The sequence below is a fragment of the Microcella alkaliphila genome, assembly GCF_002355395.1.
In the GTDB taxonomy this organism is placed as follows: Bacteria; Actinomycetota; Actinomycetes; order Actinomycetales; family Microbacteriaceae; genus Microcella; species Microcella alkaliphila_A.
In genome coordinates this window covers 1,412,630-1,436,121 of record NZ_AP017315.1, presented here as the reverse complement: position 1 = coordinate 1,436,121, position 23,492 = coordinate 1,412,630, and the positions used below count along the sequence as shown (strand labels likewise).

Below are 23,492 nucleotides of genomic sequence, written 5' to 3'. Positions count from 1 at the left end.
CGCGGAGCGGGGAACCGGGATCAAGGTGGTGGCGATCCGTGCGGTTACGCGTTCGCGGCGGGTCCGCTTGTGGCGGAAGGTGCGCCGGATTTCTCGGCGACCAGAGCGGCGTCGTTGCCGGCCAGGTCCGTCTCGGTGTAGACGGCTTCGGAGTCTACCCCAGCCTCCGGCGTCCACCCTCGACCAGCGACGTAGGGGCCGGGTTCGGCGCCAGGATGCCGGCGACGCTGCACGATCACGATGATGATGCCGAGCAGCACCGCAGCCCAGGCAGCCCACACGTTCACGCGCACGCCCAGGAAGAGTTCGCTTGGGTCGAGGCGGATCGTCTCGAAAACGCTGCGACCCACGCCGTACCAGATGAGGTAGCCGCCGAGCAGCTTGCCCCACTGCACGCGCAGGCGCGCGTCGATGAGCAACAGCAGCGCGGCACCGGCCAGGTTCCAGACGATCTCGTAGAGGAATGTCGGATGGAACAGGACGTCCTCCGGCAGCCCCACAGGGATCGCCGCGTTCGGACGGTCGATCTCCAGCCCCCATGGCAGGTCGGTGGGCAGGCCGAACAGTTCCTGATTGAACCAGTTGCCGAGCCGGCCGAAGGCCTGCGCGATGAGGAGTCCCGGAGCGAGGGCGTCGGCGAACGACCAGAAGCGGATGCCCGTGACGCGGCAGCCGATGTACGCGCCGACGGCGCCACCGATGAGGGCGCCGAAGATCGCCATGCCGCCCTCCCAGATGTACAGCACGCGCAAGAGGTCGGCGCCGGGGAAGAAGTAGTCGGCGGGATGGGTGACCACGTGATAGATGCGTCCGCCGATGATGCCGAGCGGAACGGCGAACAGGGCGATGTCGAGCACAATCCACGGCTCGGCGCCGCGCCGCGTCAGGCGCACGTGGGTAAGCCACACGGCGGCAGCGATGCCGAGCAGGATGCAGAGCGCATAAGCGTTGATCGTGATGTCGAGCGAGAACCACGACAGGCCGATGTCGCGCAGCCACTGGCCGAGGTTGAACGCGCGCCACTCCTCGCCGGGACTCGGGATGCTGAGGGCAGAGATCACGGATGCGGGCCTTTCGGGAGGGTGAGAACGCGTGCCAGCCTACTGGCGACCGGCCGGATACGGAGGCTAGCGGGTGCCGGTGGCGAGGTCGGCCGCAACGCGGGCCGCCTCGGTGACGCCCCCCTCGCTGAGGGCGGCGACCAGGCGGGAGCCGACGATCGCGCCGTCGGCGTAGCTCAAGACATCGCGAACCTGATCGGCAGTCGAGATGCCAAGCCCCACACACGTGGACGTGCATCCCGCATCGCGCAGCCGGGAAACGACGCCGCGCGCGGCGGCGTCAACGTCCGAGCGGGCGCCGGTGATGCCCATCGTCGAAACGGCGTAAACGAATCCGCGACTCGCCTCGACTGCCTGCCGCATACGGGCATCGGACGACGACGGGGCCGCGAGGAACACACGGTCGAGGTCGTGGGCCTCCGACGCGGCCATCCAGTCGCTCGCCTCGTCGGGGATCAGGTCAGGCGTGATGAGGCCCGCTCCCCCGGCGCTCGCGAGGTCGGCGGCGAAACGGTCGACGCCGTACTGCAGCACGGGGTTCCAGTAGGTCATGACGAGGACCGGCGCGTCCACGGCCGCGCGCACCTTCTCGACGGCGGTGAAGCCGTCGCGCAGGCGGAAGCCGTTCTGCAGTGCGGTCTGGGTGGCCTTCTGAATGGCGGGCCCGTCCATGACCGGGTCACTGTAGGGAAGGCCCAGTTCGAGGATGTCGACGCCGTTCTCGACGAGCGCGATCGCGGCAGCAATGCTGTCATCGAGAGTGGGGAACCCGACGGGAAGGTAGGCGACGAGCGCGCCCGATCCGGCCTCGCGGCGCGCACGGATGGCCTGTTCGACCGCGCTCACCGCGCATCCTCGGTTTCGCCATCGAGCAGACGGAAGTAGCGCGCCGCCGTCTCCATGTCTTTGTCTCCGCGGCCGCTCAGCGACACAAGCACGATGCCTTCGGGGCCGAGTTCCTTCCCGAGTTCGAGCGCGCCGTGCAGGGCGTGGGCCGTCTCGATGGCGGGGATGATGCCCTCGGTGCGGCTCAGCAGCCGCAGCGCGCTCATCGCCTCGGCGTCGGTGACGCCGCGGTATTCGGCGCGACCGATGTCGGCGAGCCAGGCGTGCTCGGGGCCGACACCCGGGTAGTCGAGGCCCGCCGAGATCGAGTGGGACTCCATCGTCTGGCCGTCGTCGTCTTGCAGCATGAGGCTGCGGGCGCCGTGCAGCACTCCGGGCCGGCCCTTCGAGATCGTCGCGGCGTGGTGCGGAGTGTCGACTCCATCGCCGGCGGCCTCCAGGCCGACCAGGCGCACCGACTCGTCGTCGAGGAACGCGTGGAAGATGCCCATGGCGTTGCTGCCACCACCTACGCACGCGGCGACCGCGTCGGGGAGGCGCCCCGTGAGTTCCCGCACCTGCTCGCGGGCCTCGGTACCGATGACGGCGTGGAAGTCGCGCACCATGGTCGGGAACGGGTGCGGGCCCGCGACCGTGCCGAGCAGGTAGTGCGTCGTGTCGACGTTCGCCACCCAGTCGCGCATGGCGTCGTTGATGGCGTCTTTTAACGTGCGCGACCCCGTCTGCACGGCCACCACCTCAGCACCGAGGAGCTTCATGCGGGCCACGTTCAACGCCTGCCGCTCGGTGTCGACGGCGCCCATGTACACGACGCACTCCATGCCGAACAGGGCGGCGGCGGTCGCGCTCGCGACGCCGTGCTGCCCGGCACCCGTCTCGGCGATGAGTCGCGTCTTGCCGAGGCGCTTTGCGAGCAGGGCCTGGCCGAGCACGTTGTTGATCTTGTGGCTGCCCGTGTGGTTCAGGTCTTCGCGCTTCAACAGGATGCGCGCGCCGCCGGCGTGCTCGGCGAAGCGGGGCGCGTCGGTGATGATCGACGGCCGGCCCGTGTACGTGCGGTGCAGCTCGGCGAGCTCGGCGGCGAAGTCGGGGTCAACTCTGGCCGCCTGGTATGCCGCGTCGAGTTCGTCGAGGGCGGCGATGAGGGATTCGGGCACGAAACGGCCCCCGAAGGTGCCGAAGTAGGGGCCAACCACGTCGCGCAGGGTCATGACACGCTCACAAACTGCCGGGCAGTGGCGACGGGGTCGCCGCCAGTGACGAGGGCCTCACCGACGAGCACCACGTCGGCGCCGGCGCGCCGGTAGTGCTCAACGTCGGCGACGCTGAGGACGGCCGACTCGGCGATGCGGATCGCGTCGTCGGGGATGATCGGGGCGAGCCGACCGAACAGGTCTCGATCGAGCTCGAACGTCGTGAGGTCGCGGGCGTTCACGCCGATGAGGGATGCGCCCAAGTCGACGGCAAGGCGTGCCTCGTCAGCGGAGTGCGTTTCGACGAGCGGGGTCATGCCCCACTCGAGGATGTGCGCGTGTAGCCGGCGGAGCGTGGCTTCGTCGAGGGCGGCCACGATCAGCAGAACCAGGTCGGCCCCCGCCGCGCGCGCCTCGGCGATCTGGTACTCGTCGGCGATGAAGTCTTTGCGCAAGATCGGCGCGTCGACGGCGGCGCGGACCGCCTCAAGGTCGGCGAGCGACCCCTGAAAGCGCCGCTGCTCGGTCAGCACGCTGATCGCGTGCGCTCCCCCGGCTGCGTACTGCGCAGCAAGCTGCGCGGGGTCAGGGATGCTCGCGAGGGCTCCACGCGACGGGCTTGCCCGCTTGACTTCGGCGATCAACTTCACGTGCGAGGCGCGCGCAAGCGCGGCCACGGCGTCGCGCGCCGGAGGCTGAGCGGCGGCCGCAGCCTCGACGGCCGCGAGCGGACGCTCGGCGCGGCGGGCCGCGGCGTCCTCCAGCGCTCCCGCCGTCAGGCCGTCCAGCACTTAGGAGTGTGCCTTCGGGGCGTAGCGCGGGCCCTTTACGCCGTACCCCATCTTCGCCATCACGCCACCGACGATCCAGCCGATGACGACGACGACGGCGCTCGCCCAGACGATGGGAGCGAGCTCGAAGAAGAACGCGACGGTGCCCACGGTGAAGCCGATCAGCATGATGACGACGGCCGTCCAGGCGGCGGGCGAGTGTCCGTGTCCGGGTTCGTTCTGGGCGTTCATGCGTCTCCTGAGTCGGGAACGGGCAGGGCTTACAGTCTACCGGGCTGTCGGGTCATCGCCGTCGCTGAGGGCGTCCCAGTCGCCGAGACGGTCGGCCCGCGACGCCCCACTGCCGTCGGGTGTGTCGTAGCGACGCACGCGCTCGGGCCACCGGTGAGCCGTGACCGCCGTCACCACGCCGCTGAGCGCCGCCAGGGCTCCCGCGACGAGGGCGAGCGTGACCCACCCAGACACACTGGAGGCGACGACGAGCGCGGCGATCCCCGCATCACCGTCGACGCCGGTGACGCCGGTCACGGCGGGACCGCCGCGGCCAACGGGATCGGCAAGAACCGCCGCGGATGCGGCGATGATTCCGACGCCGAGTCCGAGCTGCACGATGCCCAGCAGGATGCGGGGGGTGCGACCGACGAGGGCAAGGGCGGCGGTGAGCGCGAGCAGCGCGAGGGCGAGGGCGGGAACCGTGTTCGCGGCGGTCTCGCCGCGGGCGTCGACGGTGAGGCCGCCGCCGAGATCAAGCACGACCCAGACTTGGGTCCACGCCAGCAGGCCAAGGGCCGCCGCGGCGAGCGGCGCGACGATGGCGAGCAGCCGAAGACGGCGGGGCGTCACGGGGTTCCCTCGTCGCCCGTAATCGGCGTTAGCGCGTTCGCGATGGCGACCGCCCGTAGCGGCGCGGCGGCCTTCGCCACCGTTTCGTCGAACTCGGCCTGCGGCTGCGAATCGGCGACGAGCCCCGCGCCCGCTTGCACGCGGGCGACGCCGTCGGCGAGAAATGCGGTGCGAATCGCAATCGCGAGGTCGAGGTCGCCCGAGAACGAGAAGTATCCGACAACGCCGCCGTACACGCCGCGGCGGGCGGGCTCGAGGTCGTCGATGATTTCCAGTGCTCGCGGCTTCGGGGCGCCGCTCAGCGTGCCTGCCGGGAACGTGGCGCGCAGCACGTCGATGGGGCTCGCACTCTCGCGCACGTCCCCCTCGACGCTCGACACCAGGTGCATGATGTGACTGAACCGCTCGACCTGCATGAACTCGGTGACCTCGACACTGCCGGGCGTGCACACCTTCGACAGGTCGTTGCGCGCGAGATCGACGAGCATGAGGTGCTCAGCCTGCTCCTTGCGGTCGGCGAGCAGCTCGTCGGCGAGCGCGGCATCGTGCTCGGGGGTAGACCCGCGCGGGCGCGACCCGGCGATCGGGTGCGAGAACGCGCGCCCATCCTGCACCTTGACGAGCGCCTCGGGCGAGGAGCCCACAATCGCGTACGGCTCGCCGGCGGCGCTCGTCAAGCTGAGCACGTACATGTAGGGCGACGGGTTCAAGGCTCGCAGCACCCGGTACACGTCGAGGGGTGCGGCGGTGACCGGGTGGTCGAAACGCTGCGAGATGACCACCTGGAAGACGTCCCCGTCGCGAATGTGCGCTTTCGACGCGGCGACCGCTCCGAGGAACTGTTCGGGCGTCGAGCGGTGCTCGGGATGCGGCGTCACCGTGGTGTCAATCAGCGCGGGGGCGGGGGCAATGGGGCGCGTGAGGGCGTGCGCGAGCGCATCCAACCGGCCCTGAGCATCCTCGAATCGCCGCCCGATTTCGGCATCGTCGGGATCGCCGTCGAGCAGCAGCGCGGTGACGATCTGCACGGTCCCCGTGCGGTGGTCCATGACGACCAGTTCGCTCGTGAAGGCGACGGCGAGCTCCGGTACGGCGAAGTCGGCGGGGGGCGCGTCGGGGAGGTGTTCGACGCGGCGCACCGCATCCCAGCCGATGAAGCCGACGAGGCCGCCCGTCAGCGGCGGATGCGCGGGGTCGGCCGGGGTGCGCCAGCGCGCGTGAAGGACATCCAGCGCCTCCAGCGGGTCGTCGGGGATCGGGCCGCCGAACGCGCGCTCGGCGTCGATGCCGGTGTCGAGCCAGCGGGTTACGCCCTCGTGCTCGGTCAGCACGCCGAAGGATGCGACGCCGATGAACGAGTACCGTGACCAAATGCCGCCCTGTTCGGCCGACTCGAGTAGGAAGGTGCCCGGCCGATCATTCGCGAGCGCCCGGTAGAGCCCGACCGGGGTCGCGGCGTCGGCGAACAGCTCGCGAATGACCGGGACAACGCGGGCGTCGTGACGGCGCGCCACGACGTCGGCAAGGGTCGTGGTCACGACTCGGCTCCCTCCGTGATGACGGGGTCGACGTCGAAGCAGCGCCGGGCACCCGTGTGGCAGGCCGGGCCCACCTGGTGGACGCGGACGAGAAGGGTGTCGCCGTCGCAGTCGAGTGCCGCCGAGCGCACCAGCTGAATGTTGCCGCTCGTGTCGCCCTTACGCCAGAATTCGCTGCGCGATCGGCTCCAGAACGTGACGCGTCCCTCCGTCAGGGTGCGGCGCACGGCTTCGGCGTTCATGTAGCCGAGCATCAGAACGGCGTTGTCGTCGTGCGACTGGATGATCGCGGGCAGCAATCCGTCGGAGGCGAACTGCGCGCGCTCCACGACAGCGGCGGCCTCGTCGTCCGAAAGGCGCGCAGCCTCGTGGGGCGAAGGGATGGCGGGCTCAGTGGTCATCGAATCAGCACCCCCGCGTCGGCGAGCGACTGCTTGACCTCGCCGATCGTGAATTCCGCGTTGTGGAAGACGCTCGCGGCGAGAACGGCGTCAGCGCCCGCGGCCACCGCCGGCGCAAAGTGCTGGAGCGCGCCCGCGCCCCCGGAGGCGATCACTGGCACCGACGCCACCTCGCGCATGGCGGCAATGAGCTCGAGATCGAAGCCAGCTTTCGTTCCATCGGCGTCAATCGAGTTGACCAGCAGCTCGCCGGCGCCGCGCTCGATCGCTTCGACCGCCCAGGCGATCGCGTCCAGCTGGGTGCGGGTGCGCCCACCGTGCGTGGTCACGACGAAGCCGCTCGGGGCCGCGTCGTCGCGCGTGACGTCGAGCGACAGCACGCACACTTGGGCGCCGAAGCGGTCGGCGATCTCGTCGATCAGCGCCGGGCGGGCGATCGCCGCACTGTTGACGCCGATCTTGTCGGCGCCGTGGCCGAGGAGTCGTGCGACGTCCTCGGTCGAGCGCACTCCCCCGCCCACCGTAAGGGGAATGAACACCTGCTCGGCCGTCGCGCGGACAACGTCGTAGGTCGTCTCGCGCTGGTCGACCGTCGCCGTCACGTCGAGGAAGGTGATCTCGTCAGCGCCCTGCTCAAAGTAGCGACGCGCGAGCTCGATCGGGTCGCCCGCGTCGCGCAGGCCCATGAAGTTCACGCCCTTCACGACGCGGCCGCCGGCCACGTCGAGGCAGGGGATGACCCGAACGGCGACGGTCATCAGAGGCGGGCGGCGTGGATCGAGCCGACAAGGATTGCGCGGGCGCCAAGGTCGTACAGCTCGTCCATGACGTGGTTGACGTCGGCGCGCGGAACCATGGCGCGCACGGCGACCCAGCCGCTGTCGGCCAGCGGGCTGACCGTCGGCGACTCGAGGCCCGGCGTGATCGCCTGCGCCCGCGCGAGCAGCTCGCGGGGCAGGTCGTAGTCCATCAGCACGTACTGCCGCGCGACAAGCACGCCCTGCAGTCGACGCTGCAGCGTCGCGATCCCCGGGCGATCGGGCTGGGCGCTGATGAGCACGGCGGTCGACTCGAGAATGACGGGGCCAACGATCTCGAGGCCCTGTGCGCGCAGTGTCGCGCCGGTCGAGACGACGTCGGCGACCGCGTCGGCGACACCCAGGCGCACGGCCGACTCCACCGCGCCGTCGAGGCGGATGAGGTCGGCGGTGACGCCGTGCCGGGCAAGGAAGTCGCCGACGAGACCGGGGTAGCTCGTCGCGACGCGCATCCCGCCCAGATCGTCCAGCGTGCGCACCGTGTTCGGCGGGGCGGCGAAGCGGAACGTCGAGCCGCCAAAGTCGAGCGCCTGAATCTCGCGCGCCTCGGAGCCCGAGTCGAGCAGCAGATCACGGCCCGTGATGCCGACGTCGAGTGCTCCGGAGCCCACGTAGGTGGCGATGTCGCGGGGCCGCAGGTAGAAGAACTCGACCCCGTTACGGGCGTCCGCGCTCGTCAGGGCGCGCGGGTCGCGACGGCCCGTGTAGCCGGCCTCCGCGAGCATGTGCGCGGCCGTCTCGGACAGCGATCCCTTGTTGGGCACCGCGATTCTCAGCATGCGGGTGTCTTCCTCGAGTGCGCGCGTCGCGCATCCGTCGTCGGCGGGCTTACAGGTGACGGTAGACGTCGGCGGGCGTGAGGCCTTTCGCGAGCATCAGCACCTGCAGGTGGTACAGCAGCTGCGAGATCTCTTCGGCCGCAGCCTCGTCGCTCTCGTATTCGGCGGCCATCCAGACCTCGGCGGCCTCCTCGACGATCTTCTTGCCGATCGCGTGCACGCCCGCGTCGAGCTGGGCCACGGTTCCGGAGCCCACGGGGCGCGAGCGTGCCTTCTCGGCGAGCTCGTCGAACAGCTGGTCGAACGTCTTCACGCGCTCAGCGTACCGGGCGCGAACTGCGTGTTTTCGCCGCTCGGGGTCAGGAGACGCCGAGCAGGTCGATCACGAAGACGAGTGTCTTGCCCGACAGGCGATGGCCGCCGCCGGCGGGGCCGTAGGCGAGGTGCGGCGGGCAGACGAGCTGGCGACGACCGCCCACCTTCATGCCCGGAATGCCCTGCTGCCACCCGGCGATGAGGCTGCCGAGGGGAAAGTTGATCGACGCGCCGCGGTTCCAGGAGGCGTCGAACTCTTCGCCGGTGTCGAACTCGACACCGACGTAGTGCACGTCGACCGTCGCGCCGGGGGTGGCCTCGGCTCCGTCTCCGACAACGAGGTCGGTGATGACGAGCTCGGTGGGGGCGGGCCCCTCGAAGAAGTCGATCTCGGGCTTGCTCAGCTGGCTCATGGTTCCATCCAAGCAGACTGCGCGCGCTCGCGCAGACGGCTGATCGCCTCCGCCGGGTCAGCGGCCCCGTACACGGCGGAGCCCGCCACGAAGGTGTCGGCACCGGCCTCCGCGGCGATCGCGATGGTGTCGTCGGCGATCCCGCCGTCGACCTGCAGCCATGTGTCGACACCGAGGCGGGCTCGGGCCTCGCGCAGCGCCCGCAGCTTCGGCATCGTCTCGGGCATGAACGACTGACCACCGAAACCGGGTTCCACCGTCATCACGAGCACCTGGTCGAACTCGGGCAGCAGCTCGAGATACGGCTCGATGGGGGTGCCGGGCTTCACCGCGAGGCCGGCGCGTGCGCCACGCTCGCGGAGCGCGCGGGCGACAGCCACCGGGTCGCGGGCCGCCTCGACGTGGAACGTCACCGAGAATGCGCCGAGTTCGGCGTAGCCGGGCGCCCAACGGTCGATGTCCGCGATCATCAGGTGTACATCCAGCGGAATGGGCGACACGTCCTGCACGCGGCCGACCATCTGCGGGCCGAACGTGAGGTTCGGCACGAAGTGGTTGTCCATGACGTCGACGTGCACGTAGTCGGCGGTCGCGATGCGGCCGAGATCGCGCTCCATGTTGACGAAGTCGGCCGACAGGATGCTCGGATTGATGCGCGCGCTCGCCATGCGACCCAGCGTAGTCAGCGGCGGCGTTCGAACAGTTGGATGAACATCGCGTCGCTCGCGTGCCGGTGCGGCCACAGTTGCACCGCCGTGCCGCGGTCGCCGAGGTCGAGGGGCGTGCGGGTGACGCCGGCGAGAACCGCCCGGGTGTCGATGGCGACCGCGTCGTCTCGCGCGCCCAGAACGGCGTCGACGACGTCGCGGGTCTCGGCGAGGTGCGGCGAGCAGGTCACGTAGGCGACGACTCCCCCGGGCGCGGTGGCATCGAGGGCCGCGGTCAGCAGCTCGGTCTGCAGGGTGGCGAGGGGTGCGACGTCGTCCACCGTCTTGCGCCACCGCGCCTCGGGACGGCGGCGCAGCGCGCCAAGGCCGGTGCAGGGCGCGTCCACGAGCACGCGGTCGAACGATTCGGCCGCGTCGCGGGCGATGCCGCGGCCGTCGCCGACGCGTACCGTGAGGGAGGGATCGACGGGGGCAAGGGCACGCCGCACCAGTTCGGCTCGTGCGGGCACGGCCTCGTTGGCCGTGAGGGTGGCGCCGGCCGTGCGCGCCTCCGCTGCCAGCAGGGCCGCCTTGCCGCCCGGCCCCGCACAGAGGTCGAGCCAGCGCTCGCCCGCCCGGGCGGGGCGCACCCTGCTGAGGGCCAGGGCAGCGAGCTGGGAGCCCTCGTCTTGCACGCGGCGCGTGCCCGCAGCGACCCCGGCGTCGGCCGCCGGGTCGCCGGCGGCGGCGCGTATCCCGAGCGGTGAAAAGGCGGTGCGTTCGTCGCGGTCGTCGTCGGGGGCGTCCGCGAGGCCGGGCAGGGCGACGAGGGTCACGCGCGGCGGCGCGTTGTCCGCGGCGAGCAGCGCATCCAGCTCGTCCTCGCGCCCCTCGGCGGCGAGAGCTGCGCGCAGGGCGCGCACCACCCATTCGGGATGCGCGTGGCGGATCGCAAGCAGTGCATCCGGATCGCTGATGCCTCGGCTGAGTTCGGCGCGCCACGAGTCGAGATCACGCTCGCTCACGCGGCGGAGCGCCGCGTTGACGAAGCCCGCGGCGCGCGCCGAGCCGACCTGCCGAACGAGACGTACCGACTCGTCGACGGCCGCGTGCGGCGGGGTTCCCAGCGTGAGGAGTTGGTGGGCGCCCAGGCGCAGCACATCGAGCACGGGTGAGTCGATGCGGTCAACAGCGCGACCGGTCGCGCGCTCGATGACGGCGTCGTAGAAGCCGCGCCCCCGCAGGGTGCCGTAGGTCAACTCGGTCGCGAAGCCGGCGTCGGCGGCGCTCAGTCGGGCCTCGCGCAGGCGCCCCGGCAGCAGCAGGTTGGCGTAGGCGTCGTCGGTCGACACGGCGTGCACGACGTCGAAGGCGACGCGGCGTGCGCTTCGGGCGGGGCTGTCGGGGCGGGGGTTCATGCGAAACGGCGGGTCTCGCGATCGCGGAGGCCGCGCATCCAATCGAGGGCGGACATGGCCTGCTTGCCGGCGGGCTGGACGGTGACGAGTTCGAGCGGGCGGTCGGCGGTGCCGACGAGAGCGCGGCGCCCGTCGAGCGCGAGGGCACCCGGCGCCAGCGGTGCTCCGTCGTGGCCGATGGTTGCATCGAGCACCTTGACCACGGTGCCGTCGTCGAGCTCACCGAAGGCGCCCGGCTCGGGGGTGGTGCCGCGCAACCGCGCAGAGATCGTGCTCGCCGACTCCGTGAAGCGGAGACGCCCGTCGGCCCGGTCCAGCTTCGGCGCGAACGTCGGTTGACCCTCCTGCGGGGTGGCCTCGATCGTTCCGGCGGCGAGCCGGTCGACGACGTCCGCGACGACGCTCGCACCCTCGATGGCGAGGCGGTCCAGCAGACTGCCGGCGGTGTCGTGGGCGCCGATCGGATGCGGGCGCTGCGCGTACAGGTCGCCCTCGTCGAGCCCCTCCGTGAGGTGGAAAACGCTGAGCCCGGTCGTCGTCTCTCCGGCGATCAGGGCGTGCTGCACGGGCGCTGCACCCCGGTAGGCGGGCAGCAGCGAGAAGTGCAGGTTGATCCAGCCGAGTCGCGGTGCGCTGAGGAGCGGTTCACGGACGAGTCCTCCGAAGGCGACGATGACGCCGAGATCGGCCTCGCGTTCGATCAGCTCGTCCTGCAGCGGGGTGAGGCTGCGGGCGTGCAGCACCGGCAACCCTCGCTCGACGGCACTCACCTCGACCGGTGTCGGAGTGAGGATGCGTTTGCGCCCCTGCGGCGTGGGTGGTCGCGTGATGACAGCGTCGATCGTGTGCGGGCCGCCCGCGAGGGCCTCGAGGGTGGGAACGGCCGCCCGGGGGCTTCCGGCGAAGAGCAGGCGCAGGGGGGCGGTCACCCGTCGATTCTGCCGCACCCGTCAGGCGGGCGCGTCGTCAGCGCTGAGGTCGAACGCGCTGGGGTCGTCGAGGCGTGCGCGGAGGGTCGAGCGTCGACGCTGCGCCCGCGCGGTCGCCGCCGCGACGAGCGCTGCGCGCAGCTCGCGCGCGACGTCAGCTCCGCGGGCGTAATCGAAACGCACGATGGCGCGCGCGGCTCCGGGCCCTCGGTCGACGGGACCCAGTACGTCGACGCCGCTCAGTCCGCTGAGCGGCTGCAGGGCGACTCGCACCTCGTCGGCGGTGCCGGTGACCGTCGCGGAGCGCACGGCGGGCGGGAAGCGCAGACGCCGACGGTCGGCCAGCTCTGCGGCGATCAGCTCGTCAGTTGTCCCGGTCGCGAGGGCGGACGCGACGGGGCCGTCCACTCCGACGAGCAGAACGGGGGCGTCGTCGGAGGCGAGAGCCGCGGCGTTCTGCCACCAGCGGAGACAGTCTTCGACGACCCGCAGGCTGTCGCGGGCGAGCATGCGTTCGCCGTCGAGCAGCAGAACAGCGCGGTAGCCGCCATCGACGAGGGGCTCGGCCCCGCGCGTGGCGACCACGATGGTGCGGCCGGGAGCGATGCGCTGGTGCGTGTGCTCGCCGTCGGAGACGATGACGCGCGCGCCGGGAAACGCCCGGCCAAGCTCGTCGGCGGTGCGTTGCGAGCCGGGCAGCGTCGGGCGGCGGCGGGTCCCGTTGCAGCGGGGGCAAGGCGCTGCGGGGGCAATCGCTCCGCACCAGTGGCACGAGGGCGACGCGTTCGCGCGCCGCACCCCGACGGGCCCGGAGCACGTGCGACACCGGACGGGATCGCCGCAGTCGGCGCAGACCAGCCGCGGGTCAAAACCGGGGCGCGCCACCTGCAGCAGCACCGCACCCTCGGCGAGGGCCTCGGTCGCCGCCCGCCACGCCATCGACGGGATGCGCGCCCGCGCCCCCGGATCGTCTCCCCCGGTCGCCTGCGCGGTCGGCCGGATGCGTCGTCGCGCCGCGCGCGCCGGGGTGATGGCCGTGAGGTAGCCGAGCTCGACGAGGCGCTGCACCTCGGCCGACCGGGTGTGGGCGGCGAGGACGAGGCTGCACCCGCTGTCGTCGTGCCGAAGCAGGGCGAGGTCGCGGGCGTGCACGCCGGGCGCGTGCTGTTCGGCGTGCAGGGGGTCGCCGTCGTCCCAGATGGCGATCATCCCGAGTCGGTGGGCGGGCGCGGTGACCGCGGTGCGCGTTCCGATGACGAGGGTGGGGCGCTTCTCGAGCGCGCGAAGGAAGCCGCGATAGCGCTCAGCGTTGCCGCGCCCCGCGTCGACCCGCGCGACGGCGTCAGGCGGCAGCAGGCGGGCGGCGGCATCGGCCACGAGGTCGAGGTCGCGGTAGTCGGGTACGGCGATGATGGCCGAGTGCCCGGCAGCGAGGGTGCGGGCGGCGAGGGCGACGAGGTCGGCGAGTCCGACGGGGAGCCACAGCGGATTGCCGTCGATCTCGGACGGCGGCAGCTGCGTCAGTCGCGCGGGGGCGGTCACCGCCACGCGGCGAGCGGTTGCGGGCTCTGCGGTGTCAATGAGCCGGGCAACGATGTCGTCAGGAATCGTCGTGACGGCGGCCTGCGCGGCGCGTGCCGTATCCGACGGATCGAGCCCCGGCCCGGTGCGCCCGTGCGCGTCGAGCGCGGCGAGCCAGGCCTTCTCGATGCGGACCTGGCGGGCCGGCACGGCGAGGCGCACGAGGTCGCTCGCCGTTCCGGCGGCGCGGTCGGCCGCGCGTCGGGCGAGGCGCGCGACCTCGGGCGTCAGCACGCGCGCCGCGGACACCACCTCGCTGATCTCGGTGAGGATGCCGGCGAAGCTGGGCTCGGCGACCCGGTCGACGAGGTAGCCCTTGGCCTGGCGCTGTCCTCCTCGCAGGGGCACGATCACCCGCACTCCGGGCTTCGCGTCGCGGTCGAGCGCCGCCGGGATGCGGTACTCGAGCAGTCGGTCGAGCTGCGGCAGGGGCGAGTCGATGAGTACCCGCGCGATGGGCTCGGCGGTCATCGCTGGCCTCGGCACATCGTCGGCTACAGCCGGGCGTGGCGGCGCAGCTCGTCGACCTTCGTCGTCTGCTCCCACGTGAACTCGGGCAGCTCGCGGCCGAAGTGGCCGTAGGCGGCGGTCGCACCGTAGATGGGGCGCAGCAGGTCGAGTTCGCGCACGATCGCGCCGGGACGCAGGTCGAAGGTCTCGCGAATGGCGCGGATGATCGTCGCCTCGTCGACGTGGGCCGTTCCGAAGGTCTCGACGTACATGCCCACTGGTTCGGCCGCGCCGATTGCGTACGCGACCTGCACTTCGAGGCGGTCGGCGAGCCCCGCGGCGACCGCGTTCTTTGCAACCCACCGCATGGCGTACGCGGCCGAGCGGTCAACCTTCGAGGGGTCCTTTCCGCTGAACGCGCCGCCGCCGTGACGGGATGCGCCGCCGTAGGTGTCGACGATGATCTTGCGCCCGGTGAGGCCGGCATCGCCCTGCGGGCCGCCGATCACGAATCGACCGGTTGGGTTGATCAGGATGCGCGGGGTCGCGTCGCCGAATCCGGCGTCGGCCAGCACGGGGCGGATGACCTCGCGCTCGACGTCGGCGCGAACCTGAGGCGTCTCGATGCCCTCACGGTGCTGCGTGCTGACGACGATCGTCTCGACCGTGCGCGGAGTGTTGCCGTCGTAGCCGGCGGTCACCTGCGTTTTGCCGTCGGGGCCGAGGTAGCCGAGCGTGCCGTCTTTGCGTACCTGGGCGAGCCGCTCAGACAGGCGGTGGGCAAGCCAGATCGGAAGCGGCATCAGTTGTGGCGTCTCGCGCGTGGCGTAGCCGAACATGAGCCCCTGGTCGCCGGCGCCCTGCTGATGCTCCGCAATGTCGCTCGCCTCTTCGCGGGCCTCGTATGCGCTGTCGACGCCCTGGGCGATGTCGGGCGATTGCCCGCCGATCGAGATGGAGACGCCGCAAGAGCGGCCGTCAAACCACACGTCGCTGCCGGTGTAGCCGATGTTGGTGACGGTCGTGCGCACGATGCCCGGGATGTCGACATAGCCGGACGTCGTGACCTCTCCGGCGACGTGCACGAGGCCGGTCGTCACGAGCGTCTCGACAGCTACGCGCGCGCCGCGGTCCACCGTCAGCAACGCATCGAGGATGCGGTCGCTGATCTGGTCGCACATCTTGTCGGGGTGCCCCTCCGTCACAGACTCCGAAGTGAACAGGCGCAGCGCGGTCATGGAACTCCCGTCGAGTGGATGGGTGCGGGGATACGGACGCGGCCGTATCAGCCGAGAGCGTCGAGAATACGGTGGGCCACCGACATCTTGTCGGCGGAGGCCCGCCCCACCACGCTACCGGTCGGCGTCACGATGATGACGTCGTTGGTCGCACGGCCGAAGCCGCGATCGTGCCCGACGCGGTTCGCGACGATAAAGTCGGCGCCCTTGCGCGTCGCCTTGTCTGCGGCGAGGCGAATCAACTCGGCCTCGTCGTCGACGGTCTCGGCCGCGAAGCCGACAATGCGCTGGCCGTCGCGGCGGGACTTCGCCAGGGAGGCAAGGATGTCGTCGGTGCGTTCCAGCGCGATCGTCGGGGGCTCGGCCCCGTCGACCTTCTTGATCTTCACGGGGCTCTGCGCGACGGGCCGAAAATCGGCCACGGCCGCCGCCATGATGACGACGTCCGCGGCACCCTGGTGCTCGCGCATGACGGCGAGCATGCGCTTCGCCGTGCCCGCCTCGACGACAGAGACGCCCGCCGGTGCCGGCACCTCCAGGTGCGCGGCGACGAGCACCACGTCGGCTCCCCGGGAACGGGCGGCCTCCGCCAACGCAACCCCTTGGCGACCGCTCGAGCGATTGCCGAGATAACGAACGGGGTCGATCGGTTCGCGGGTTCCTCCGGCCGAGACCAGCACGCGCCGACCGGCCAGATCCTGCGGCCGCAGCGCGTCGAGCGACGCGCGCACGATCTCGTCGGGCTCCGCCATCCGGCCGGGGCCCGAATCGTCACCGGTGAGACGGCCGGTGGCAGGCCCGACGATGAGGGCGCCGCGCTCTCGCAGGGTGGCGATGTTCGCCTGCGTCGCCGCGTTCATCCACATTTCGGTGTGCATCGCGGGGGCAATGACGAGCGGGGCCTCGGAGGCCAGGACGGTCGTGCCGAGCAGATCGCCGGCGAGCCCCGCGGCCAGTGACGCGATGGTATGCGCCGTCGCGGGAGCGATCACGATGAGATCAGCACGCTGACCGAGCGCAACGTGGCGAACCTCGGCGACCCCCTCGTAGAGGTCGGTGTGGACGGGGTTGCGACTGATCGCCTCCAGTGTCGGACGGCCCACGAAGCGCAGGGCGCCCTCGGTTGCCACGACGTGGACGTCGTGTCCCGCGGCAACGAAACCACGCGCAACGCCCACCGCCTTATAGGCGGCGATGCCCCCGGTGATGCCGACAACGACGGTCAGCGGGGCGCCGGAGGCCGGCATGATCGACTAGTCGGCGTTGCGGGTGAGGACCAACTTGTCTTCGTTGATCTCGTGCAACGCGACCGACAGCGGCTTGTCGTCGACGGTCGAGTCGACGAGCGGGCCGACGTTGTCGAACAGCGAACCCTCGTGCAGGTCGGAGTAGTAGTCGTTGATCTGTCGGGCGCGCTTGGCGGCGAAGATCACGAGCTGGTACTTCGAGTCGACCTTCGACAGCAGCTCGTCGATGGGCGGGTCAATGATGCCCTGGGTCTTGTCGGCCATGTCAGCTCCGGTTTCGGTTCGTATCGCGAGAGTCGGGGGCGTGCGCGGGGCGCACGGCAGTCAGCAAGTCTACGACCTCCTGGGCCGCACGCTCGACATTGTCGTTGACGACGTGGACGTCGAACTCGTCCTGGGCGGCCAGTTCGACCTTCGCTGTCTCGAGTCGGCGGGCCTGCTCGGCGGCCGTCTCGGTACCGCGCCCAATGAGGCGGCGCACGAGTTCGTCCCAGGTCGGCGGCAACAGGAACACCAGAACGGCCTCGGGCATCGCCCGCTTCACCTGCCGAGCGCCCTGCAGGTCGATCTCCAGCAGCACGCTGCGCCCCGACGCGAGCGTCGCCTCGACGGGTGGCCGGGGGGTGCCATAACGCGACAGGTTGTGCACGGTCGCCCACTCGAGAAACTCGTCGGCCTCGACCATGCGGTCGAACTCGGCGTCGGAGACGAAGTAGTAGTGCACCCCGTCGCGCTCGCCCGGTCGGGGGGCGCGCGTCGTCGCCGAGACGCTCAGCAACACGTCGGGGTGGTGGTCGCGAATGAAGGCCGAGACGGTGCCCTTTCCCACGGCCGTCGGGCCGGCCAGAACGACGAGGCGACCGCGTTCTCGCGTGGCCGTTCGCCCGCGCAACCAGTCCCCCAGGACCTGGCGCTGCCGCACGCCCAGCCCGCCCAGCTTCTTGACCGGGGAGATGCCGAGTTCCTCGAGCACCGCCGCGACACGAACAGGGCCGAAGCCGCGCAAACTGCCGAGCAGCTCGCGAACACGCAGGCTTCCCTCAACGCCGGCGGGGTCTCTCCAGGCGGCCTCGGCCACACTCAGCGCGTCGCGCTCCCCCGCCGCGACCGCAGCCTTCACCGCAGCACGCGCCTGGCGGGCGGCAACAGCGGCGCGCCCGGCGGCGGCGCGATCGACCTCGGGAGGCCGGTTCATGCGGCAAGCTCCCTCTGGTGCCGCTCGATCACCGCGACGAGACCGTCGGCGCCGGCGGCGAGCACGCTACGCGAGACGCTCGCGAGGGTGCGCTCCGCGAGCGGGCCGTAGTGCGCATCCAGAGCCGTGAGCTGGCCACCCTGGTGCCCGAAGCCGGGTGCGAGTACCGGCACCGCCGGCAGGGTGTCAGGGTCGAGTCCGACCTCGGCGAGCGGGACGGTTGCGCCGATCACAAGCCCGAACGATGACCACGTGTCGCGCCGGGCCGCCGCTGCCCCGAGGGCGGCGACGTCGGCGGCGACCACCGCCGCCACGGTGGCGCCGTCTGCATCCACGGCGGTCTGCACCCGCGCACTCTCGGGGTTGGAGGTGGCCGACAGCACGAACAGGCCGGCGCCGTTGCGGTGGGCGCGCTCGACGGCGGGCGCGAGCGATCCCACGCCCTGGTAGGCCGAGACCGTCATCGCGTCGCTCGCGAGCGACGAGGTCGCCTCCAGCCACGCCTCGGCGTAGCCGTCGAGGGTGCTGCCAATGTCGCCGCGCTTCGCGTCGGCGATGACGAGGATGCCCGCCTCGCGCGCCCGGCGGATCACCCGCTCGAGCACCGCGATGCCCGCAGACCCGTGCCGCTCGAAGAACGCCACCTGCGGCTTCACGACGGCCACGCGGCCCTCGGCCGCGCGAATGACGGCGTCAGCGAAGCCCTCGAGGCCCGTCGGATTGTCCGGAAGTCCCCAGTCGGCGAGCAGGCTCGCGTGCGGGTCGATGCCGACGCAGAGCCTGCCGTTGGCCGCCACCGCGGCGCGCAGCCGCTCACCGAACGGGGTCATCGCCGGGCCCGGGCCGCGTCGTACTCCTGCAGGCTCGTCACCGACACCGGCTCGTCGCTCGACTCGAGTGAGGCCACCGCCGCGCCGAGGGTGGCGATGGTGGTGAACAGCGGCTTGTCGGCGGCGACCGTGGCGGTGCGAATCTCCACCCCATCGGCGCGCGCCGTGCGACCACTCGGAGTGTTGATGACGACGTCGACCTGACCGGAGTTGATGAGGTCAACGATCGTCGGCTCGGAGCCGTCGCCACGCTCACCGTGCTTGCGCACGACGCGCGCGGCGATGCCGTACCGCGACAGCACCTCGGCGGTGCCTCCCGTCGCCCAGATCTCGAAACCGAGCTGGTTGAGGCGAAGAATCGGCAGCACGACGCTGCGCTTGTCCCGGTCGGCGACGGAGGCGAACACGACGCCCGACTCCGGGAAGCCGCCGTACGCCGCATCCTGGCTCTTGCGGAACGCGCGCGGGAAGTCGCGGTCGATGCCCATGACCTCACCGGTGGACCGCATCTCGGGACCGAGCACGCTGTCGACGACAGCGCCCTCGCGGGTGCGGAAGCGGGTGAAGGGCAGCACGGCCTCCTTCACAGCGACGGGCGCATCCAGCGGCACCCGCGAGCCGTCCTGTTCCGGAAGCAGGCCGCTGTCGACGAGCTCGTCGATCGAGCGGCCCACCATGACGAGCGAGGCGGCCTTCGCCAGGGGGATGCCGAGCGCTTTCGACACGAACGGAACGGTGCGCGACGCTCGGGGGTTCGCCTCGAGCACGTAGAGCACGCCGGCGCCAATCGCGAACTGCACGTTGATCAGGCCCCGCACGCCGATGCCGCGAGCGATCGCCTCGGTCGCCTGGCGCACGCGGTCGATGACCTCGCGGCCGAGCGTGACGGGCGGCAGGGTGCACGCCGAGTCGCCGGAGTGCACACCGGCCTCCTCGATGTGCTCCATGACGCCGCCGACGTAGAGGCGCTCGCCGTCGAAGAGAGCGTCGACGTCGATCTCGACCGCGTCGTCGAGGAAGCGGTCGACGAGCAGGGGCATGCCGGGGCCGATGATCGCCTGGTCGCGCACGCGGTCGAAGTAGTCGACGAGGCTGTCGGAGTCGTAGACGATTTCCATGCCGCGACCGCCGAGCACGAAGCTCGGGCGCACGAGCACGGGGTAGCCAATCGACTCGGCGACGCGCACGGCCGAGTCGGCGTCGATCGCCGTTCCATTGCGGGGCGCGACGAGGTTCGCGGCGTCGAGGATGCTCGCGAAGGCTCCGCGCTCTTCCGCCAGGTCGATCGCGTCGGGGCTCGTGCCGAGAATCGGCACGCCCGCGGCGGCAAGGCCCTGGGCGAGGCCGAGCGCGGTCTGGCCGCCCAACTGCACGATGACGCCGAGCACGGTGCCCGATGCCTGCTCGGCTTCGATGACCTCGAGCACGTCTTCGAGGGTGAGCGGCTCGAAGTAGAGACGGTCGGAGGTGTCGTAGTCGGTCGACACGGTCTCGGGGTTGCAGTTGATCATGATCGTCTCGTACCCGGCGTCGCGCAACGCGAAGCTGGCGTGCACGCACGAGTAGTCGAACTCGATGCCCTGCCCGATGCGGTTGGGGCCTGAGCCGAGGATGACGACCTTGGTCGCGTCGCTCGGGGCAACCTCCGTCTCGAGGTCGTAGCTCGAGTAGTGGTACGGCGTGAGTGCCGGGAACTCGCCGGCACACGTGTCGACGGTCTTGAACACGGGCCGAAGGCCCCGGTCGCGGCGCAGCTGTCGCACCTGCACTTCAGCGACTCCGCGCAGGCTCGCGATCTGCGCGTCTGAGAAGCCGTGCTCCTTCGCCTCGCGCAGCGTGTCGACGTCGAGCTCCTCGGCGGCGGCGACGCGCTCGGCGACCTCGTTGATGAGCACAATCTGGTCGAGGAACCACGGGTCGATGCCGGTGGCCTCGAAGGCCTCCTCGATCGTGGCCCCCGCGCGCAGCGCCTGCTGCAGCGTGACGATGCGACCGTCGGTCGGTTTTTTCGAGGCGGCAAGCAGCGCATCCTTATCGCCGGGTTCGCCGTCCCAGTGGAAGGAAGATCCGCGCTTTTCGAGGCTGCGCAGCGCCTTCTGCAGCGCGGTCGAGTAGTTGCGACCGATTGCCATCGCCTCGCCGACCGACTTCATGGTCGTCGTGAGGGTGTCGTCGGCGCCGGGGAACTTCTCGAACGCGAAGCGCGGCACCTTGACGACGATGTAGTCGAGGGTCGGCTCGAAGCTCGCGGGCGTCACCCCCGTGATGTCGTTCGGAATCTCGTCGAGGCGGTAGCCGATCGCGAGTTTTGCGGCGATCTTCGCGATCGGGAAGCCCGTGGCCTTCGACGCCAGGGCGCTCGAGCGCGAGACGCGCGGGTTCATCTCGATGACGATGACGCGACCCGTCTTCGGGTCGACGGCGAACTGCACGTTGCAGCCGCCCGTGTCGACGCCCACGTCACGAATGATCTGCAGACCGATGTCGCGCAGGTTTTGGTACTCGCGGTCGGTGAGGGTCAGCGCGGGCGCGACGGTGATCGAGTCGCCCGTGTGCACGCCGACGGGGTCGACGTTCTCAATCGAGCAGACGACCACCGTGTTGTCGGCGCGGTCGCGCATGAGCTCGAGCTCGTACTCTTTCCAGCCGAGAATCGACTCTTCGAGCAGCACCTCGGTCGTCGGCGAGGCGTGCAGGCCGTCGCTCACCATGCGCTTCAGCTCGGCCTCCTCGTACGCGAAGCCCGAGCCGAGGCCGCCCATCGTGAACGACGGGCGAATGACCATGGGGTATCCGAGGTCGTCGGCGGCGGCCAGCGCCTCGTCGACCGTGTGCACGATCGCACTGCGGGCGACGTCGGCGCCCGCGTCAAGCACGAGCTGCTTGAACGCCTGGCGGTCTTCGGCCTTGTGGATCGCCTCGAACGATGCACCGATCAGCTCGACGCCGTACTTCTCGAGAATGCCGCGCTCGTGCAGCTTGATGGCCGCGTTCAGCGCCGTCTGGCCGCCGAGGGTCGGCAGCACCGCGTCGGGCTTCTCTTTCGCGATGATCGCCTCGATGATCTCGGGCGTGATCGGCTCGACGTAGGTCGCATCGGCGAAGTCGGGGTCGGTCATGATCGTCGCCGGGTTCGAGTTCACGAGGATCACGCGGATGCCCTCGCTGCGCAGCACGCGGCACGCCTGGGTTCCCGAGTAGTCGAACTCGGCTGCCTGCCCGATCACGATCGGGCCGGAGCCAATGACGAGGACGGAGTTGATGTCGTCGCGCTTGGGCATCAGGCCTGGCCTTCCGAATCGGCGGCGGATGCGCGGTTAAGGTTCTCAAGAACCATCTCGCGGAACCGGTCAAACAGGTACGTGGAGTCGTGGGGGCCGGCGGCCGCCTCCGGGTGGTACTGCACGCTGAACGCGGGCACGTCGAGCGCGCGCAGGCCCTCGACCACCTGGTCGTTGAGGCCGATGTGGCTCACCTCGACGCGGCCGAAGCCGGCGGGGCTGTCGACGACGCCCTCGAGCGGTGCGTCGACCGCGAAGCCGTGGTTGTGCGCCGTGATCTCGATGCGGCCGGTCTCTTTGTCGAGCACGGGCTGGTTGATGCCGCGGTGCCCGTACGGCAGCTTGTAGGTGCCGAAGCCGAGCGCCCGGCCGAGCAACTGGTTGCCGAAGCAGATGCCGAAGAACGGCGTGCGATCGCGCAGCACGTGCTGCAGCAGCTCGACGTGGCTCTCACTTGCCGCGGGGTCACCCGGGCCGTTCGAGTAGAAGACGGCGACCGGGTTCAGAGCGCGCAGCTCGTCGATCGTCGTCGACTGCGGCAGCACGTGCACCTCGAAGCCACGCTCGGCAAGGGCACGCACTGTTGCTGACTTGATCCCGAGGTCGATGATCGCGAGCGTGCCGATGCGCTCCCCCTCGGCCGGAACGACCTCGCCCGTCTCGACGCTGACCTGGGCCGACAGGTTTTGGCCGGTCATCTCGGGGGCGGCGGTGACGCGCGCGAGCTGGTCAGCAGCATCCAGCTCGGCCAATTCGCCCGAGAAGATGCCGGCGCGCATGGCGCCCACCTCGCGAATGCGGCGCGTGAGCGCGCGCGTGTCGATGCCGCTGATGCCGACGATACCGTCGCGCTCGAGATCGTCATCGAGGCTGCGCGTCGCGCGGTGGTTCGACACGACGCGCGAGGGGTCACGCACGACGTAGCCCGCCACCCAGATGCGGCGACTCTCGGGGTCTTCGGGGTTCATGCCCGTGTTGCCGATGTGCGGCGCCGTCTGCACGACGATCTGCCCCGCGTAGCTCGGGTCGGTCAGCGTCTCTTGGTAGCCGCTCATGCCGGTCGAGAACACGGCTTCGCCGATGGTCTCGCCGCGGGCGCCGTAGGCGCGCCCGGTGAAGCGGGTGCCGTCCTCGAGGACGAGCACGGCCTTCTCATGCGTCATCGGTGGACCTTTCGTCGGGGGTGGAAGAAGCGTTCGGGATGCGCGCGCGCACCGCGTCGATAACCTCGCGGTCGTCGCGTGCGGGTAGGCGCAGCCAGGTGTCGACCTCGGTGTCTCCGAGGCGCCAGCTGAGCACCGTCAAGCCGTCGGGCTCGACGGCCTTGTCGATGGTCCAGGTGCCGCGACCGACGCCGATGATGTCGGCGGCCGGCACGAGGATGGGCTCGTCGCCGGGGTAGGCGAGCACGACGCCCTCATCGTGGACGCCCACCTGGATGCGCGAGCGGTAGCCGAGCCCGTGCGCGTTGACGCGCTCCAACGGCTGGCTCGCGAGGGTCGTGGCGTGCGCGATCGCCTCGGTGAGGAACAATGGTGCGCCGAGGGTGTCGGGCGCGCGGTGCGGAGCGGCGAACCCGCCCTGGCGGCGGCGGCGACCGCGCCACCCCCACCAGGCGAGCGCGAGCAGCGCCAGCATGAGGGCAATCATGAGCGCCCCGGGCAGAAGACGGTCCATG

Annotated in this window: 24 protein-coding genes; all 24 read right to left on the bottom strand. The window is 70.9% G+C overall.

Annotation, left to right across the window (positions count from 1 at the left end):
- Positions 1-44 precede the first annotated feature (44 nt).
- Positions 45-1,061, bottom strand: coding sequence for a prolipoprotein diacylglyceryl transferase (gene lgt / locus CPY97_RS07040; protein ID WP_419866098.1), 1,017 nt, complete (start codon positions 1,059-1,061; stop codon positions 45-47).
- A 66-nt stretch (positions 1,062-1,127) separates the two neighbouring features.
- Positions 1,128-1,907 carry a tryptophan synthase subunit alpha gene (gene trpA / locus CPY97_RS07035; protein ID WP_096421387.1) on the bottom strand — a complete coding sequence of 260 codons (780 nt, stop codon included), beginning with the start codon at positions 1,905-1,907 and terminating at the stop codon, positions 1,128-1,130.
- On the bottom strand, positions 1,904-3,118 hold the full coding sequence (gene trpB, locus CPY97_RS07030) for a tryptophan synthase subunit beta (RefSeq protein WP_096421386.1): 1,215 nt from the start codon (positions 3,116-3,118) through the stop codon (positions 1,904-1,906). The genes trpA and trpB overlap by 4 nt, the downstream gene beginning before the upstream one ends.
- On the bottom strand, positions 3,115-3,891 hold the full coding sequence (gene trpC / locus CPY97_RS07025; RefSeq protein ID WP_096421385.1) for an indole-3-glycerol phosphate synthase TrpC: 777 nt from the start codon (positions 3,889-3,891) through the stop codon (positions 3,115-3,117). Before trpC ends, trpB begins: the two co-directional genes overlap by 4 nt.
- Positions 3,892-4,122: a DUF6704 family protein gene (locus tag CPY97_RS07020; RefSeq protein ID WP_096421384.1), complete on the bottom strand. Its 231-nt coding sequence runs from the start codon at positions 4,120-4,122 to the stop codon at positions 3,892-3,894. It lies immediately after the preceding gene.
- A 36-nt stretch (positions 4,123-4,158) separates the two neighbouring features.
- On the bottom strand, positions 4,159-4,734 hold the full coding sequence (locus CPY97_RS07015; RefSeq protein ID WP_096421383.1) for a Trp biosynthesis-associated membrane protein: 576 nt from the start codon (positions 4,732-4,734) through the stop codon (positions 4,159-4,161).
- A complete protein-coding gene (locus CPY97_RS07010) occupies positions 4,731-6,272 on the bottom strand; it encodes an anthranilate synthase component I (protein ID WP_096421382.1) in 1,542 nt (513 codons plus the stop codon). The genes CPY97_RS07015 and CPY97_RS07010 overlap by 4 nt, the downstream gene beginning before the upstream one ends.
- The gene (gene hisI, locus CPY97_RS07005) at positions 6,269-6,673 is read right to left on the bottom strand and encodes a phosphoribosyl-AMP cyclohydrolase (RefSeq protein WP_096421381.1); all 405 of its coding nucleotides are present in this window, start codon (positions 6,671-6,673) and stop codon (positions 6,269-6,271) included. The genes CPY97_RS07010 and hisI overlap by 4 nt, the downstream gene beginning before the upstream one ends.
- On the bottom strand, positions 6,670-7,431 hold the full coding sequence (hisF, locus tag CPY97_RS07000) for an imidazole glycerol phosphate synthase subunit HisF (protein WP_096421380.1): 762 nt from the start codon (positions 7,429-7,431) through the stop codon (positions 6,670-6,672). The genes hisI and hisF overlap by 4 nt, the downstream gene beginning before the upstream one ends.
- Positions 7,431-8,270 (bottom strand): ATP phosphoribosyltransferase, encoded by an 840-nt coding sequence (gene hisG, locus CPY97_RS06995; RefSeq protein ID WP_096421379.1) that lies wholly within the window; start codon positions 8,268-8,270, stop codon positions 7,431-7,433. The genes hisF and hisG overlap by 1 nt, the downstream gene beginning before the upstream one ends.
- 49 nt (positions 8,271-8,319) lie before the next feature.
- The gene (locus tag CPY97_RS06990) at positions 8,320-8,583 is read right to left on the bottom strand and encodes a phosphoribosyl-ATP diphosphatase (protein ID WP_096421378.1); all 264 of its coding nucleotides are present in this window, start codon (positions 8,581-8,583) and stop codon (positions 8,320-8,322) included.
- Between the two features lie 46 nt (positions 8,584-8,629).
- On the bottom strand, positions 8,630-8,998 hold the full coding sequence (locus CPY97_RS06985; protein ID WP_096421377.1) for an FKBP-type peptidyl-prolyl cis-trans isomerase: 369 nt from the start codon (positions 8,996-8,998) through the stop codon (positions 8,630-8,632).
- Complete coding sequence (rpe, locus tag CPY97_RS06980; protein WP_096421376.1) at positions 8,995-9,666, bottom strand: ribulose-phosphate 3-epimerase; 672 nt, start codon at positions 9,664-9,666, stop codon at positions 8,995-8,997. Before rpe ends, CPY97_RS06985 begins: the two co-directional genes overlap by 4 nt.
- 14 nt (positions 9,667-9,680) lie before the next feature.
- A complete protein-coding gene (locus CPY97_RS06975) occupies positions 9,681-11,063 on the bottom strand; it encodes an RsmB/NOP family class I SAM-dependent RNA methyltransferase (protein WP_096421375.1) in 1,383 nt (460 codons plus the stop codon).
- The gene (gene fmt / locus CPY97_RS06970; RefSeq protein ID WP_096423472.1) at positions 11,060-11,980 is read right to left on the bottom strand and encodes a methionyl-tRNA formyltransferase; all 921 of its coding nucleotides are present in this window, start codon (positions 11,978-11,980) and stop codon (positions 11,060-11,062) included. Before fmt ends, CPY97_RS06975 begins: the two co-directional genes overlap by 4 nt.
- 33 nt (positions 11,981-12,013) lie before the next feature.
- Positions 12,014-14,044 carry a hypothetical protein gene (locus CPY97_RS06965; RefSeq protein ID WP_096421374.1) on the bottom strand — a complete coding sequence of 677 codons (2,031 nt, stop codon included), beginning with the start codon at positions 14,042-14,044 and terminating at the stop codon, positions 12,014-12,016.
- Positions 14,045-14,067: 23 nt separating this feature from the next.
- Positions 14,068-15,261, bottom strand: a complete 1,194-nt coding sequence (gene metK / locus CPY97_RS06960) for a methionine adenosyltransferase (RefSeq protein WP_096421373.1) — start codon at positions 15,259-15,261, stop codon at positions 14,068-14,070.
- 47 nt (positions 15,262-15,308) lie between these two features.
- Positions 15,309-16,487, bottom strand: a complete 1,179-nt coding sequence (gene coaBC, locus CPY97_RS06955) for a bifunctional phosphopantothenoylcysteine decarboxylase/phosphopantothenate--cysteine ligase CoaBC (protein WP_096423470.1) — start codon at positions 16,485-16,487, stop codon at positions 15,309-15,311.
- A 27-nt stretch (positions 16,488-16,514) separates the two neighbouring features.
- Entirely contained in the window at positions 16,515-16,772 is a 258-nt protein-coding gene (gene rpoZ / locus CPY97_RS06950; protein WP_096421372.1) for a DNA-directed RNA polymerase subunit omega, read from the bottom strand.
- Between the two features lies 1 nt (position 16,773).
- On the bottom strand, positions 16,774-17,703 hold the full coding sequence (gene gmk / locus CPY97_RS06945; RefSeq protein ID WP_096421371.1) for a guanylate kinase: 930 nt from the start codon (positions 17,701-17,703) through the stop codon (positions 16,774-16,776).
- The gene (gene pyrF / locus CPY97_RS06940; RefSeq protein WP_096421370.1) at positions 17,700-18,533 is read right to left on the bottom strand and encodes an orotidine-5'-phosphate decarboxylase; all 834 of its coding nucleotides are present in this window, start codon (positions 18,531-18,533) and stop codon (positions 17,700-17,702) included. The genes gmk and pyrF overlap by 4 nt, the downstream gene beginning before the upstream one ends.
- Positions 18,530-21,814: a carbamoyl-phosphate synthase large subunit gene (carB, locus tag CPY97_RS06935; RefSeq protein ID WP_096421369.1), complete on the bottom strand. Its 3,285-nt coding sequence runs from the start codon at positions 21,812-21,814 to the stop codon at positions 18,530-18,532. The genes pyrF and carB overlap by 4 nt, the downstream gene beginning before the upstream one ends.
- Complete coding sequence (gene carA, locus CPY97_RS06930) at positions 21,814-22,977, bottom strand: glutamine-hydrolyzing carbamoyl-phosphate synthase small subunit (RefSeq protein ID WP_096421368.1); 1,164 nt, start codon at positions 22,975-22,977, stop codon at positions 21,814-21,816. Before carA ends, carB begins: the two co-directional genes overlap by 1 nt.
- The gene (locus tag CPY97_RS06925; protein ID WP_096421367.1) at positions 22,967-23,491 is read right to left on the bottom strand and encodes a hypothetical protein; all 525 of its coding nucleotides are present in this window, start codon (positions 23,489-23,491) and stop codon (positions 22,967-22,969) included. The genes carA and CPY97_RS06925 overlap by 11 nt, the downstream gene beginning before the upstream one ends.
- Position 23,492: the final 1 nt, after the last annotated feature.

Bases quoted from the DNA above. Each gene is read 5' to 3' on its own strand.
- hisF (WP_096421380.1), bottom strand. From the start codon at position 7,431: ATGACCGTCGCCGTTCGGGTCATCCCCTGCCTCGACGTGGCCGGCGGC.
- CPY97_RS06985 (WP_096421377.1), bottom strand. From the start codon at position 8,998: ATGAGCCAGCTGAGCAAGCCCGAGATCGACTTCTTCGAGGGGCCCGCC.
- CPY97_RS06925 (WP_096421367.1), bottom strand. From the start codon at position 23,491: ATGGACCGTCTTCTGCCCGGGGCGCTCATGATTGCCCTCATGCTGGCG.
- metK (WP_096421373.1), bottom strand. From the start codon at position 15,261: ATGACCGCGCTGCGCCTGTTCACTTCGGAGTCTGTGACGGAGGGGCAC.
- CPY97_RS06975 (WP_096421375.1), bottom strand. From the start codon at position 11,063: ATGAACCCCCGCCCCGACAGCCCCGCCCGAAGCGCACGCCGCGTCGCC.
- trpB (WP_096421386.1), bottom strand. From the start codon at position 3,118: ATGACCCTGCGCGACGTGGTTGGCCCCTACTTCGGCACCTTCGGGGGC.
- gmk (WP_096421371.1), bottom strand. From the start codon at position 17,703: ATGAACCGGCCTCCCGAGGTCGATCGCGCCGCCGCCGGGCGCGCCGCT.
- pyrF (WP_096421370.1), bottom strand. From the start codon at position 18,533: ATGACCCCGTTCGGTGAGCGGCTGCGCGCCGCGGTGGCGGCCAACGGC.
- carA (WP_096421368.1), bottom strand. From the start codon at position 22,977: ATGACGCATGAGAAGGCCGTGCTCGTCCTCGAGGACGGCACCCGCTTC.
- rpe (WP_096421376.1), bottom strand. From the start codon at position 9,666: ATGGCGAGCGCGCGCATCAATCCGAGCATCCTGTCGGCCGACTTCGTC.
- CPY97_RS06965 (WP_096421374.1), bottom strand. From the start codon at position 14,044: ATGACCGCCGAGCCCATCGCGCGGGTACTCATCGACTCGCCCCTGCCG.
- CPY97_RS07020 (WP_096421384.1), bottom strand. From the start codon at position 4,122: ATGAACGCCCAGAACGAACCCGGACACGGACACTCGCCCGCCGCCTGG.
- carB (WP_096421369.1), bottom strand. From the start codon at position 21,814: ATGCCCAAGCGCGACGACATCAACTCCGTCCTCGTCATTGGCTCCGGC.
- hisI (WP_096421381.1), bottom strand. From the start codon at position 6,673: ATGACCACTGAGCCCGCCATCCCTTCGCCCCACGAGGCTGCGCGCCTT.
- hisG (WP_096421379.1), bottom strand. From the start codon at position 8,270: ATGCTGAGAATCGCGGTGCCCAACAAGGGATCGCTGTCCGAGACGGCC.
- rpoZ (WP_096421372.1), bottom strand. From the start codon at position 16,772: ATGGCCGACAAGACCCAGGGCATCATTGACCCGCCCATCGACGAGCTG.